12 protein-coding genes are annotated in these 12,793 nt (G+C 67.9%); 2 read left to right on the top strand and 10 right to left on the bottom strand.

Annotated features, from left to right (window positions below; translation table 11 throughout):
* Positions 1–87: 87 nt before the first annotated feature.
* The 6 genes from BEN78_06565 to BEN78_06540 all read right to left on the bottom strand — a co-directional run bounded on the left by BEN78_06565 (position 88) and on the right by BEN78_06540 (position 5,873).
* Positions 88–852, bottom strand: coding sequence for a short-chain dehydrogenase (locus BEN78_06565; GenBank protein ASR43094.1), 765 nt, complete (start codon positions 850–852; stop codon positions 88–90).
* A 202-nt stretch (positions 853–1,054) separates the two neighbouring features.
* On the bottom strand, positions 1,055–1,405 hold the full coding sequence (locus tag BEN78_06560) for a hypothetical protein (GenBank protein ID ASR43093.1): 351 nt from the start codon (positions 1,403–1,405) through the stop codon (positions 1,055–1,057).
* 370 nt (positions 1,406–1,775) lie between these two features.
* Positions 1,776–1,979, bottom strand: a complete 204-nt coding sequence (locus BEN78_06555; protein ID ASR43092.1) for a hypothetical protein — start codon at positions 1,977–1,979, stop codon at positions 1,776–1,778.
* 368 nt (positions 1,980–2,347) lie between these two features.
* Positions 2,348–2,731 carry a hypothetical protein gene (locus tag BEN78_06550; protein ASR43091.1) on the bottom strand — a complete coding sequence of 128 codons (384 nt, stop codon included), beginning with the start codon at positions 2,729–2,731 and terminating at the stop codon, positions 2,348–2,350.
* 195 nt (positions 2,732–2,926) lie between these two features.
* Entirely contained in the window at positions 2,927–3,343 is a 417-nt protein-coding gene (locus BEN78_06545; GenBank protein ID ASR44963.1) for a DUF4440 domain-containing protein, read from the bottom strand.
* Between the two features lie 376 nt (positions 3,344–3,719).
* Positions 3,720–5,873, bottom strand: coding sequence for a dipeptidyl carboxypeptidase II (locus BEN78_06540; GenBank protein ID ASR43090.1), 2,154 nt, complete (start codon positions 5,871–5,873; stop codon positions 3,720–3,722).
* A 128-nt stretch (positions 5,874–6,001) separates the two neighbouring features.
* On the opposite strand from BEN78_06540, the gene BEN78_06535 reads away from it, so the two are divergent.
* Entirely contained in the window at positions 6,002–6,370 is a 369-nt protein-coding gene (locus tag BEN78_06535; protein ASR43089.1) for a hypothetical protein, read from the top strand.
* A gap of 147 nt (positions 6,371–6,517) precedes the next feature.
* Here the strand turns inward: BEN78_06535 and BEN78_06530 are convergent, their stop codons facing one another.
* From BEN78_06530 to BEN78_06520, 3 genes are read right to left on the bottom strand one after another with little or no spacing between them, the layout of a single operon-like run.
* Positions 6,518–7,126, bottom strand: a complete 609-nt coding sequence (locus BEN78_06530; protein ASR43088.1) for an acyltransferase — start codon at positions 7,124–7,126, stop codon at positions 6,518–6,520.
* A gap of 34 nt (positions 7,127–7,160) precedes the next feature.
* Positions 7,161–7,571 carry a peptidyl-tRNA hydrolase gene (locus tag BEN78_06525; protein ASR43087.1) on the bottom strand — a complete coding sequence of 137 codons (411 nt, stop codon included), beginning with the start codon at positions 7,569–7,571 and terminating at the stop codon, positions 7,161–7,163.
* A gap of 55 nt (positions 7,572–7,626) precedes the next feature.
* Positions 7,627–8,319 (bottom strand): pseudouridylate synthase, encoded by a 693-nt coding sequence (locus BEN78_06520; GenBank protein ID ASR43086.1) that lies wholly within the window; start codon positions 8,317–8,319, stop codon positions 7,627–7,629.
* A gap of 45 nt (positions 8,320–8,364) precedes the next feature.
* Between BEN78_06520 and BEN78_06515 the strand changes: the two genes are divergently transcribed.
* Positions 8,365–11,142, top strand: coding sequence for a peptidase M16 (locus tag BEN78_06515; GenBank protein ID ASR44962.1), 2,778 nt, complete (start codon positions 8,365–8,367; stop codon positions 11,140–11,142).
* A 593-nt stretch (positions 11,143–11,735) separates the two neighbouring features.
* Here the strand turns inward: BEN78_06515 and BEN78_06510 are convergent.
* Entirely contained in the window at positions 11,736–12,692 is a 957-nt protein-coding gene (locus tag BEN78_06510) for a 2-dehydropantoate 2-reductase (GenBank protein ID ASR43085.1), read from the bottom strand.
* Positions 12,693–12,793 lie beyond the last annotated feature (101 nt).

Raw genomic sequence — 12,793 nt, 5'->3', positions numbered from 1 at the left:
GCAGTCGCAAGACTGCACGATGTCGAGTCGGGCCCGGGTGCGACCACGGAATTGCCGGACCGGACACGTGCGCCATGCGCCTATGGTTCAACTCCGGTTGATCGATATGCCGCCATCGACCAGCATCACGCTGCCCGTCATGAACGCCGCCTCGTCAGAAGCCAGGAACAGCGCAGCGTGTGCAAGCTCCTCGGGCTGCGCGATCCGTTTGAGTGCGTGCAGTTGCGCGACCTGAGCCAATGCCTCTGGTGTGCCGTTCATCTCCTCGGCCATTGGCGTGTGGGTACCGCCGGGCAGCAACGCGTTGACCCGGATCGCCCGCGGACCGAACTCAGCGGCCAGCGCCCGGGTCAGACCGATCAGGCCGGCCTTGCTGGCGGCATACGCGGCGGTACAGGGGAAGCCGACGGTGTGGCCGACGAAGGTGGAAGTGAAGATCAGCGACCCACCCCCGCGCGCCAGCATTGCCGGAATCTGGTGCTTGGCGCCGAAGAACGCACCGCTGAGATTGATGTCGAGCGCCTCGCGCCACGCCTGCGCCTCAAGCTGCGGGGTCGGGACCAGCGCTCCGAGCGTGCCGGCGTTGTTGAACGCGATGTCCAGGCCGCCAAAGCGTGAGGTCGCCAGCGCGACCAGCGCCTGGGCGTAGGCTTCTTCACGTACGTCACCGGCCAGCCACGCAGCCTGGCCGCCGGCGTCCACGATCTGCGTCGCGATGGTCCGCAGCCGTGCATCGCGACGAGCAGCCAACACCACGCAGGCGCCCTCGCGTGCGAACAAGTGCGCCGCGGACTGGCCGATGCCGGAACTGGCGCCGGTGATAAGCGCGACCTTGCCGGGCAAGCGTTGCATGCGTGTCTCCACTGTCTCGAAGGAGCGCGGAGCATGGGCGTCGAACTGAAATGACGCTCGCCATGTTCGGACACGACATTTGAGGATTGCGTACACCCATGGCGACGCGGTGCACGAAATTGCACTCTGACCCCGGTTTCGAATTCGGGCATGAAGCCGGGCTCGCCATTCGGCGCCGCACGATCAAGCAGGCACGCACCGCCTATCGCTGAAGCACGTTGCGTAATGCTTCGGTCACCAACTGCTGCAGAAGCGGGCTTGAAGCCTCCTGCATTTCGGCCGCGACGGTCGCCTGCGTGGAGCGAAACTTGGCGGCGTGGGGCGAACGCGTCCCCTGTGTCGCGAGGGAACGAAGCTCGTCTGCGGTGAAGTGCTTGGCATAGATCGTCGCCAGATTCCGATCCCACCGCGCCTGGTAGGCAGGAACCAGCTTCGAAATCTCGCCGGCCACCCATTGCTTGGCCTTCGCGACGCCATGCTGCTGCGCCAGCGTGGCGAACGTCGTCGTCGCACCCGCCGCCCGGTTCGCAAGGCTTTCAAGTCCCGCGCCCATCTCGAAGCGCTGCACAAGGGCGGCCGCGGGATCGCCTCCAGGCGTTGAGATCGCAGTTTCCGCCTCGGGACTGGACGGTCTACATCCCGCCGCCGACAGCGCGATCGAAAGACAGACCGCAGCAACATAAGCGAAGTGTTTCCAGGACATGACAGCATGTCTCCATGCGCAGCTGTGGTTCTGATCTGCGCTCGTCTGCCCGATCAGGTCTAGAGCAGATGCCTCCGTTGCTGCAATGGTGAGCGCACGCTCAGCAACAGCCGCCTCGGCATCCGAGATCGCTTTAACCGTCATTCGTGATCTAGGCATACGTCCTGATGCTTGCGTTGAGTCGCACTATGAAGGGGCACCGGTCTAAAGACTTTCGGGGTTAATTTTCTCTACTCATCATCGCCCCCTCCCCCGACAGCAAGTCGCTCAGTTCTTCTGGAGGCAGCCGCTTGAGCCGATACTCCAGCTTACGGTCATAACAACGATCATTCGGCTCGGTGTGGCGCTGCGCCTTACGCTGATACTGCTGCATAAAGATGCCGACCTCGCGAGCCATCTTGTCCTTCTTGCTCTTACCGGCCATCGACTTGCCCCCGATGCTGCGCACTGAATCGAGATGTGCCGCAAAACGATATCAACTTAAAAGTCTAGCCCCAGTCTCGCGCGCTCGAAAGATATTGCTTTAAAGGATCAATGCATTACGCGTCAGCGTCGCCAGATCGGCGTGATGCCGAGAGATAGGGCGAGCGCAGGGGAGCAAGCCGGCTGCAAGGTGCGCGTGGACATGCCAGAAGGGCGAATGTAGAAGCTCGGTGCACTCAATGTCTCTTTCGTAACGAAGAGGCCGTCATGGGATCGATCGGACATCGGCTCCTTCATCCAAGTTGCCTCGCAGTGCGGTTGCGCCTGCATAGATCGAGTTCGCGAAGAGGCATCGCATCGAATGGCCTTCTAGGCCTGCGTGTCCCGCAGCACTGCCTCAGCGATGAGCTTATCTAGCCGACGCACGTCAAGGCCCTTGTGGAGGTTCACCTTGATGCGACCCGCTTTCGTCCAGAGCTCGATCTCCGAATTGAAGTTGAAGATGCCATGTCCATTCTCAGAAGACCACATGAAGATAGACGCGTAAGGAAGCGAGTAGATCTCGACTTTCTTCCCGGACAATCCTTGTGCATCCCTGACGATAAGACGCTTATTGGTGAAGATGGCCGCATCCCGAAACGTCTTATATGCGGCAATCGCGGTCTCGCCGGTCACCAAAAGATCGTTCACATCCCCAGGGATCGGGCATTCGGAAACCAGCGTCCAGGCTAGAATTCCATGTGTTTCCGCCATATTGCTTCTTCCTCAAAGCTGCCGGATTGCTGGCGCCGCACCTACCCGCGGCCTACAGCGCGTTTCGCGGAGTATGACGCGTCGCCATGTGCAGAGCCATCGGAGCGAGATGCAGACTTTGGTTTATCTGTCCGCACTCGCACACATTCTCACGCTACGCACGCGACGTAGGCGCGATCGGTTGCGGGGGCAAGCTCACGGCTCGGTGGGCTGCTGTGGCGTGGGCGAGGGCGGATTCGAGCCTTGTGCGCGTTGCGGTGGCGCATTCGAGTTGTCCATGTCCGAGGCGATCCGCCACGGTGCCCCGGCTTCGCGTGTCAGCGTGAGCGTGAACTTGCCTGTGTCGCTGGGCGCATCGCCGTAACCGTACGCGCCGACGATGTAGGCGATAGTGTCTTCGGCGGCAAACGCGAGCGCGCGTAGCCGTAAAGGCCCACCGCCCTGGCCTGCGTATGCGGCCTGGATGGCGGCGTGGCCGCGGACAGGCGGGCGATTGCTTTGCAGCACGAAGCCGTCCTCGGCGAACAGTGCGGCGAGCGCCACGGCATCGCCGGCGCGCCATGCCTGTTCGTAATCGCGTAGCACGCGTGCCAGCTCGGGCGGCAACGCCACATCCCCATGCTCGACCTGCGTCCCGCGTTCGGGCGGCGGTTGTGCCTGCGACGTCCCTACCGCCAACATGAGACTCAGAGCGACACGGAAGACTGGATTACGACGCATCGGCGGTTGCTCCTTGCGGCGCCGCGCATTCGGGCGGCATTCGCCCACGGGCAGGGCATTACGTCGAGTATGGGGCGCCGTGCGGGCGCGTGCTATCGGTCGGGTTCTGCGTGGAGTGTCGACCCCGCTGTGTCTGACGATAGGCGGGCGATGGCGGGGCGTGTCTGCCGACACAGCACGAGACGCATCCCCTGCAAACGAAAACGGGGCGGCCCGAAGGCCGCCCTGCTCGGTGTTGCATGTCATGCGCCGCAGCGCGCGACGTGGCTCACTTCAGCCCGCGATGCTCCAACAGCGGCTCGACGCTCGGGTCCTTGCCACGGAATTCGCGGTAGGCGGTGGCGAGGTCACGCGAGTGTCCGATCGACAGGATCTTGTCGCGGAAGGTCTGGCCGTTTTCGCGGGTCAGGCCGCCGTTCTCGCGGAACCACTGGAAGGCGTCGTGGTCGAGGACTTCGGCGCCGAAGTAGGCGTAGTAGCCCGCCGCGTAGCCGCCGCCCCAGATGTGGCTGAAGTAGCTGGTGCGGTAGCGCGGCGGCACGGCGGCGAGGTCGACCTTGTACTTCTCGAGCGCCTGCTTCTCGAACGCATCGACGTCCTGCTTGGCCTCGCCGGCCGGCAGCGTGTGCCAGGCAAGGTCGAGCAGCGCGGCCGAGAGGTACTCGGTGGTCGCGTAGCCCTGGTTGAACGTGCGCGCCTTGACGATCCGGTCGACCAGATCCTGCGGCATCGCTTCGCCGGTCTCGTGGTGCTTGGCGTAGTTGGCGAACACCTTGGGATCCAGCGCCCAGTGCTCGTTGAACTGCGAGGGAAACTCGACGAAATCGCGCGGGGTGTTGGTGCCGGCGACCGAGGGGTACTTGGTGTTGGAGAAGAAGCCATGCAGCGCGTGGCCGAACTCGTGGAACAGCGTGGTCACGTCGTCGAAGCTCAGCAGCGCAGGCTGGCCGGCAGCGGGCTTGGTGAAGTTCTCGACGTTGTAGACGACCGGGATGGTGCCGGTCAGGCCGTTCTGCTCGACGAAGTTGCCCATCCACGCGCCGCCCTGCTTGCTGTCGCGCTTGAATGGGTCGAGGTAGAACAGCGCGAGCTGCTTGCCGTCGGCATCCATGATGTCGAACACGCGCACATCGGGGTGATAGACCGGGATGTCCTTGCGCTCCTTGGCAGTGATGCCGTAAAGCTGGTTGGCGGCGAAGAACACGCCGTCGTTGAGCACGCGGTCGAGCTCGAAGTAGGGCTTGATCTGCGCTTCGTCGAGGTCGAATTCGGCCTTGCGGACCTGCTCGGCATAGAAGTCCCAGTCGGCGGCGCCGGCGGTGAAGCCGCCGTTCTGTGCGTCGACCACGCCCTGGATCTTCGCCAGTTCGGCACGTGCGCGTGCAGTGGCGGCCGGTACGGTGTCGGTCAGCAGCTTGAGCGCGGCTTCCGGGGTCTTCGCCATCTGGTCGGCGATGCTGTAGGCGGCGTAGTTGGGGTAGCCGAGCAGCTGAGCCTGGCGCGCGCGCAGTTCGGCCAGACGCTGGATGGTGGCGCGGGTGTCGTTGGCATCGCCCTTCTCGGCGCGGCCGGTGGAGGCGGCGAGCACGCGCTCGCGCAAGCTCCGGTTCTTCAGCGAGGCCAGCACCGGCTGCTGGGTGGTGTTCTGCAGGCTCAGCAGCCACTGGCCATCCTTGCCGGCGGCCTTGGCGGCATCGGCCGCAGCGGCGATCGCGCCAGCGTCGAGGCCGTCGAGTTCGGCCACATCGGTGACGAACACGCCGCCGGCGTTGCTGGCGGCCAGCAGCTTGTTGCCGAACGCGGTCGACAGCGTGGACGACTCGGCGTTGAGCTTGCGCAGTTCGGCCTTGTCGGCGTCATTGAGCAATGCGCCGGCGCGCACGAAGTTGTCGTGCGTGTGGGCGAGCACGGTGGCCTGTTCAGGCGTGAGGCCCAGCGAGTCGCGCTGGTCGTACAGGGTCTTGACCCGGGCGAACAGCGCGGGATCGAGGTAGATGGCGTCGCTGTGCTCGGCGAGCTTGGGCGCCAACGCCTCTTCGGCCGCCTGCAGGGTATCGTTGGTGTTGGCGCCGGTGAGCATGAAAAACACGTTGGCCGCGCGGGTCAGCAGTTCGCCACTGCGCTCCATCGCTTCGATGGTGTTCTCGAAGGTGGGCGCCTCGGTGTTGTCGGCGATCTTGCGGATCTCGGCCAGGTGCTGCTTCATGCCCTCTTCGATCGCCGGCTGGTAATCGGCGTCCTTGAGCTTGTCGAAGGGCGGGGCCTGGAACGGCAGCGTGCTGGCGACGAACAGCGGGTTGTCGGCCGGCGCGGCCGCGGCGGAGGCATCAGTAGCAGGCATCGTGGACTCGGCAGCAGGGCGGTCGCCGCAGGCGGTGAGCGCCAGCGCGATCGCGGAAGACAGGAGCAGCTTATGCAACATGGAGGGAACTCCGTTAGGGGACAGCGCAGGGACGGCGTCGGTCGCGGCACGCGGCCCGCCAACCGCGCAGGGTGCGCCCAATGGTAGAGCTTGGAAATGTGCCGTTGGTTTGCCGGTTCAGGTGGGCGATGGCGGGGTGGGGTGTTCTGCGCGTGTCCCTCCGGCACGACGCGCCGGCGAGATGGGCCCTCTGCCTGATCGTGGGGGTGCTGGCCGGGCTGACCGGCGGCGCATCCGGGGCCGCGGGCGCGGCCGAGGCGCCGGTGATGGCCCCGGCGGCGGGCACGGTGGCCGAGGCAATCGGGACGGCGGTCATGCAAGAGGACGGCACGCTGGTGCTGCAGCTGCGCGCGCCACTCGATGGCGGGACGGCGCATGGCGAGACCGAGATCCGCTATCGGCCAGGCACCCCGGAGTACGCGGCGGTGCTGGCGCACTTGGGCGGGCTGACGCCAGGGCAGAGCAAGCCGGTGCCACCGTGGCCTGAGGAGGAGTGAGGTGGGCCGCGTCGCCCCACCCGGCGCCTGCGGCGCCACCTTCCCCGCATGCGGGGAAGGTGAGAAAGCGGCGGGGCACTCGAGCGGGCGATGATTCGAAGCCCTCCCCGCGCGCGGGGGAGGGTTGGGTGGGGCAGTGCGAACCGCTCAGACGGTGCCGCGATTCTTGCCCATCCACGGGGCGTACCAGGCGCGGATCCTGGCCATGTCGGCATCGAGGTCGTCGCCCGGCTCGATCAGCGGGCCGAAGCCGATGACCTTGTCCGGATAGTGGAAGTACAGGGTTTGGATCGGCACGTTGGCGGCCTTGGCGATCTTCCAGAAGCCGGTCTTCCAGCGCTCTACGCGCTTGCGCGTGCCTTCGGGGGCCAGGCCGTACCAGAACGGGGTCTCGCCGTGGATCGCCGCGGCCGCCTGTTCGACCACGCGCGAGGCACGGCTGCGGTCGACCGGGATCACGCCCAGGCCGCGCAGCGCCCAGCCCAGGACCGGCACGCGGAACAGCGAATCCTTGCCGAGCACGCGGATGTCCAGGCCCAGCGCGGCCTTGGCTGCGAAGCCCCAGACGCCGTCCCAATTGGACGAATGCGGGGCGCCGATGAGCACCAGCCGCGGGATGTTCGGCAGTTCGCCGACCATGCGCCAGCCGCCCAGGCGCAGGATGCTGCGCCCGATCCAGCGCGCGAGCCGGCTGGGTTTGACCCGCGGCGCGAGCGGCGGGACGGGGATCAGAAACGGGTACTTCGATGTGCTCATGCGTCCTCGGCGCGAAGGCCCGCTCCGGCGGGCGTCATTCCCAGTCGCGCCCGGCGCGACCGCGTTTGATGGTACTGCGTTCGCGTTTGGCACCCAGTCGACGTTCCTTGGCGCCGCGCGTGGGGCGGGTGGCGACGCGCGGTTTGGGCACCTCGTAACCGGTCGCCACGAACGCGGCCAGGCGCGCGCGGGCGTCCTCGCGGTTGCGCTCCTGGGTGCGGAAGCGCTGGGCGCTGATGACCAGCACGCCGGCATCGGTCACGCGACGGTCGCGGCGCGCCAGCAGGCGGGCGCGCACGGCGTCGGGCAGCGACGGCGAGCCGGCGATGTCGAAGCGCAGTTCGACCGCGGTCGACACCTTGTTGACGTTCTGCCCACCCGGTCCGCTCGCACGCACGAAGCGTTCGACGAGTTCGGACTCGGGGATGGCGGGCGGCGTGGACATCGTCAGCGATTGTAAGAGGGTGGGTGTCGACGCGGGCTCGCGGGACAACAGCCCGTCATGCCGGTGGACCGGGAAACAGCAGCAGGGCCTTGGCGAATGCATCGCCGGGCGGCGCGGCGATGTCCATGCGTTCGCCGGTGTGCGGATGGGTGAAGCGCAGGCGTTCGGCGTGCAGCAGCATGCGGTGGATACCGAGCCTGCGGAAATGGCGGTTGTGGCGGCCGTCGCCGTGGCTGGTGTCGCCGATCAGATGATGCGAGAGGTGCTTGAGGTGACGGCGGATCTGCCGGAAGCGGCCGGTCATCGGCTCGGCGCGCAGCAGGGCGTAGCGCGAGGTCGCAAAGCCCGCCGACGGCAGCGCCAGTTCGGTGGTCGCCAACCGCGTGAAGCGCGTGACCGCAGGCTTCTTCAACGGCTTGCCGGGGCCACCGTCGAGCGGATGGTCGACTTCGAGATCGGCCTCCGGCCAGCCGCGGCACACGGCCAGGTAGTGCTTGTCGACGCTGCGCGCCATCCATTGCGTGCCCAGCGCCGAGGCGGTCTCGCGATCGAACGCCAGCAACAGGCAGCCGCTGGTGGCGCGGTCGAGCCGATGGACCAGGAACAGCGGCCGGCCGAACTGCAGACGCAGGCGGTCGGCGAGAAAATCGTGCTCGCCGCGCGCGAGCGCGCTGTCGTGGACCATCAGGCCGGCGGGCTTGTCGACCACCGCCAGCCAGTCGTCCGCATACCGCACATCGATCGTCATCTGTTGCGCTCCGGGCGTCGTGGGGCATCCGGGCGCGCGGATGCGATCTGCTATTTTCGGCGATCGACTTGTCCGAAGGGAAACCGCATGCGTCGCCGCCTCCGTGTCTGCCTGGTCGCGCTGCTGCTGTGCGCGGGCATCGCACCGGCCATCGCGGCGCCGCAGCTCGATGCGCCGGTGCACAGCGCCGAGGGCATCAGCGAGTACCGCCTCGACAATGGCCTGCAGCTGGTGCTGTTCCCCGACCCCGGCAAGCCGGTGACCACCGTCAACGTGACCTACCGCGTGGGCTCGCGCCACGAGGGCTACGGCGAAACGGGCATGGCGCACCTGCTCGAGCACCTGCTGTTCAAGGGCACGCCGACCCATCCCGACATCCCCGGCGAGATGAAGCGGCGCGGCATCCGCTTCAACGGCACGACCTGGTTCGACCGCACCAACTATTTCGCCAGCTTCTCCAGCGATCCGGCCACGCTCGACTGGCTGCTGGGCATGGAGGCCGACCGCATGGTCGCCTCGCGCATTGCGCGTGCGGATCTCGACAGCGAGATGACCGTGGTCCGCAACGAGCTGGAGGCCGGCGAGAACAACCCGGTGCGGGTGCTGGTGCAGCGGCTGATGTCGGCGGCCTACGACTGGCATAACTACGGCAATCCGACGATCGGCGCGCGCAGCGACATTGAGGGCATGCCGATCGAACGGCTGCAGGCGTTCTATCGCACCTGGTATCGGCCGGACAACGCGGTGGTGGTGATCGCTGGCGATTTCGATCCCGCGCACGCACTTGAGCGGGTGGCCGCGCACTTCGGCGCGCTGCCGCAGCCGACAAGCGCGCTGCCGCGCACCTACACCCGCGAGCCGGCGCAGGATGGCGAACGCCACGTCGTGGTGCGCCGCGTCGGCCGCACGCCCTACCTGGCCGCGGGCTATCACATTCCCGCCGGCCGGCATCCCGATGCCGGCGCGCTGGCGGTACTGGCGCAGGTCCTCGGGCATGCGCCGAGCGGCCGGCTGCACCGGGCCCTGGTCGAACTGGGCCTGGCGACCTCGGTCTCGGCTACGGGCTACAGCCTGGATGAGCCGGGCTACCTCAGCGTGGTGGTCGAGGCCCCAGCGGACAGCGACCTGGAGGCACTGCAGGCACGGCTGCTCGATGTGCTCGAACAAGACCCGGCGCCGTTCACCGATGACGAGGTGGACGAGGCGCGGGCACGGCTGCTGGCCGGCTTCGAGCGCGCGCTGCGCGATCCCAATGCGGTCGGCGTGGCGTTGTCGGATGCAATTGCGCAGGGCGACTGGCGCTTGCTGCTGCATGCGCGCGACCGGCTGGGAGCGGTGACCGCGGCCGACGTGCAGCGCGTGGCGCGCGCCTACCTGCGCCGCGACAACCGCACGACCGGCCACTTCGTGCCGACCGACGCGCCCGAGCGCATCGAGATTCCCGAGGCGCCAGACGCGGCGACGCTGCTGGCCGATTTCGTCGGCCGGCCGGCGCTCGCGGCCGGCGAGGCCTTCGATCCGACACCCAAGGCCATCGACGCGCGCACGCGGACCTGGACGCTGTCCAATGGCGCCAGGCTCGCCGTGCTCGACAAGGCGACCCGCGGCCAGGCAGTACAACTGCGCATGACCCTGCGCCTGGGCAGCGAGGACACGCTGACCGGGCGCACCGATGCGGCGATGCTGGCCGGCGGCATGCTGATGCGCGGCGCTGGCGATCTGGACCGTGCGGCGATCTCGCGCCGGCTCACCGCACTACGCTCGACATTGGGCGCCAGTGGCGGCGCGACCACGGTCAGCGTCGCCGCCTCAAGCGACCGGACGCACCTGGCCGATCTGCTCGATCTGACCGCAACCGTGCTGCGCCGGCCGACCTTCCCCGAAGACGAGTTCGCGCAGCTGCGCACGCAGTGGATCACCGGCATCCAGGGCAGCATGAGCGAGCCGGGCGCGGTGGCCAATCAGGCAATGGCGCAGCACTTCGACATCTTCCCGCCCGGCCATCCCTTCCACGCGCGTACGTTCGAGCAGCGCATCAATGGGCTCAAGGCGACGACGCGCGACGAGGCGGCAGCCTTCCATCGTGCGTTCTACGGCATGGGCCCGGGCACGACGATCGCGATCGTCGGCGATGTCGATGCCGAGGCGGTACGTGCGCAGCTCGAAGCACTGTTCGGCGACTGGCGCCCGGCGACGCCGTTCGTGCGCATTCCCACGCCGTATGCAGCGCAGCCGGCGGCGCAGCTGCGCGTGGTCACGCCCGACCGGCCGAATGCCGTATTCCTGGCGCAGCAGGCGCTGCCGCTGGGCCAGGATCACCCGGATTATCCGGCGTTGTATCTGGGCAACCACCTGTTCGGCAGCGGCGGCATGAAGTCGCGGCTGGCCGACCGCATCCGCCAGCGCGATGGCCTGAGCTATGGGGTCAGTTCGAGCTTCGGCGCCAGCGCGTTCGATACCGTCGGCACGTTTTCGGCGCAGGCGATCGCCGCGCCGGAGAATATCGCCAAGGTCGCGCAGGCCTTCGATGAGGAACTGCGTCGACTGCTCAACGATGGCATCGACGAGACCGAACTGGCGCAGACGCGCGACGGCCTGCTGCTGGCGCGCCGCACGGCGCGCGCGAGCGATGCGCAACTGGCCGGCACGCTCAACGACAATCTCTACCTGGAGCGCAACATGGCCTATTCGGCCACGTTCGAGGACAGGCTGCGCGCGCTCGACGCCGAGGCCGTGCGCGCGGCGATGGCGCGGCACCTCGACCCCGACGCGATCACGACCGTCGTCGCGGGCGATCTGGACGCGGCTGCCGCGGGACCGTAGCCCCGCGCGGCGCGTTGTCCGCTACTCGGTGGCCGGCGCCGGCCCGAGGAGGCCATCGATTCGAGCTCGGCGCACATCTGCTGTTGCTGCGCCGGCGTCGCGCTCTCGTACTGCGCGCGCACCTTGTCGTGCGCTGACGCGAACTCGCGGTCGAACATCGCCGCATCGCCGCCCATCTTCACGAACTCCTGCTGCTGGCGGGTCTTGGCCTGCGCCAATTGGTCGGCCGGGATGTTCGGATCGCACAGTTCGACCGCCGCATGCATCGCACCGCCGAGGCCGGCGAGCTGGGTCAGCATCGTCGTCGCGGCGTCGCCGGTCAGCGGCGCCTCGACCGGTGCGCTGCCGTCCTCGAGCTGGGCGGCCGCGGCCTCCGAGGGCACGGTGCGGGTGTCTTCGACCGGCGCGGTCTGCGCGGGCGCGCCGTCGGCCTGTCGGTCGCCGCAGGCAGCGAGGGCGAGCGCGCCGGCGATGGCCAGGCCCAGGGGAAGTCGTACACGCAATGGCCGCATCCGGGGGATCTCCATGATCGGGTAGGTCTCGAGCCTAGCAGAGCGGGTGTGGCAGGCTGACTGCACGGCTGCGATCGCACATCACGGGGTGTCCGGGGTCTCGCGGCGGCTGCGGTAGCACTGCAGGTGCACCCAGGCGGCCTGCAGCATCGGCGCTGTAATCTTCGCCGCCATTGCCCGCGCCCGCATGTCGCCGACGATCTGTGCCGCCTCGACATCCTGGCCCGATTCGAGATCGCGCAGCATCGACGCAGTGGCCGCAGAGCCGGCACGGGTCAACAGCGAGCGGGCCTGCTCGGCGGCCTGCGCCGGAATGGCCTGACCCTGCGCGGCGGCGACTGCGAGGCATTCATCGTGCAGCGCGGCCATGAAGGCGGCGCCCTCGTCGCTGGCGACGATCCGGCCGATGCTGGCGCGCATCAGGCAGGTCGCCGCAGCCATCGCGGTGAGGAAGCTGAACTTGTTCCACGCTGCCTGCAGGAAGTCGTCGCTGCGCACGGCCTCGAAGCCCTCGGCGCGCGCGCAGGCCTCGGCGAGCGTCTGGGTGCGCGCGCTGCCGTTGCGGGCCGGGTCGCGTTCGCCGAACGTCAACGACGGCGGCGAGGGCAGATGCACGACCTCGCCCTCCATGCCCTTGACCGCGCTGATGAAGCACAAGCCGCCGAGCACCCGGTCCGCGCCGAAGCGCGCATCGAGCGCGGCATAGTGTTGCAGCCCGTTGAGGATCGGCATCACGGTCGTGCCATCGCCGACCGCCGGCGCGATCGCATCGATCGCGGTCCCCAGATCGTAGGCCTTGCAGCTGAGGACGACCAGATCGAACGGCTGCGCCGCAGCGAGCGCAGGCAGCGCATCGGCGGTGACATGCGCGACCGCGAGGTCGGCATCGCCGAGCGGGCTGCGCAGGCGCAAGCCCTCATGTGCGAGCTGCGCCGCGCGCGCAGGGCGCACCAGGAACGTGACATCGACGCCGGCCTGGGCCAGCCGACCGCCGAAATAGCCGCCGGTGCCGCCGGCACCGAGGACGAGAATGCGCATGGGGGACTCCTGGCAAGAACGGGTGTCGCGTCCAGCTTAGCGGTGCGCGCAACGCTGCGACCGCCGAACCGTTGCCTCCATCGCGTTCGCTATGGCGATCG

The sequence above is a fragment of the Xanthomonas citri pv. mangiferaeindicae genome (assembly GCA_002240395.1).
Taxonomy (GTDB): domain Bacteria; phylum Pseudomonadota; class Gammaproteobacteria; order Xanthomonadales; family Xanthomonadaceae; genus Luteimonas; species Luteimonas citri_A.
The sequence above is the reverse complement of the archived record's forward strand: the minus strand, read 5'-3'. Positions and strand labels throughout refer to the sequence as shown.

Bases quoted from the DNA above. Each gene is read 5' to 3' on its own strand.
- BEN78_06535 (ASR43089.1), top strand. From the start codon at position 6,002: ATGGCGGGGTGGGGTGTTCTGCGCGTGTCCCTCCGGCACGACGCGCCG.
- BEN78_06525 (ASR43087.1), bottom strand. From the start codon at position 7,571: ATGTCCACGCCGCCCGCCATCCCCGAGTCCGAACTCGTCGAACGCTTC.
- BEN78_06540 (ASR43090.1), bottom strand. From the start codon at position 5,873: ATGTTGCATAAGCTGCTCCTGTCTTCCGCGATCGCGCTGGCGCTCACC.
- BEN78_06560 (ASR43093.1), bottom strand. From the start codon at position 1,405: ATGGGCGCGGGACTTGAAAGCCTTGCGAACCGGGCGGCGGGTGCGACG.
- BEN78_06530 (ASR43088.1), bottom strand. From the start codon at position 7,126: ATGAGCACATCGAAGTACCCGTTTCTGATCCCCGTCCCGCCGCTCGCG.
- BEN78_06555 (ASR43092.1), bottom strand. From the start codon at position 1,979: ATGGCCGGTAAGAGCAAGAAGGACAAGATGGCTCGCGAGGTCGGCATC.
- BEN78_06510 (ASR43085.1), bottom strand. From the start codon at position 12,692: ATGCGCATTCTCGTCCTCGGTGCCGGCGGCACCGGCGGCTATTTCGGC.
- BEN78_06550 (ASR43091.1), bottom strand. From the start codon at position 2,731: ATGGCGGAAACACATGGAATTCTAGCCTGGACGCTGGTTTCCGAATGC.
- BEN78_06520 (ASR43086.1), bottom strand. From the start codon at position 8,319: ATGACGATCGATGTGCGGTATGCGGACGACTGGCTGGCGGTGGTCGAC.
- BEN78_06565 (ASR43094.1), bottom strand. From the start codon at position 852: ATGCAACGCTTGCCCGGCAAGGTCGCGCTTATCACCGGCGCCAGTTCC.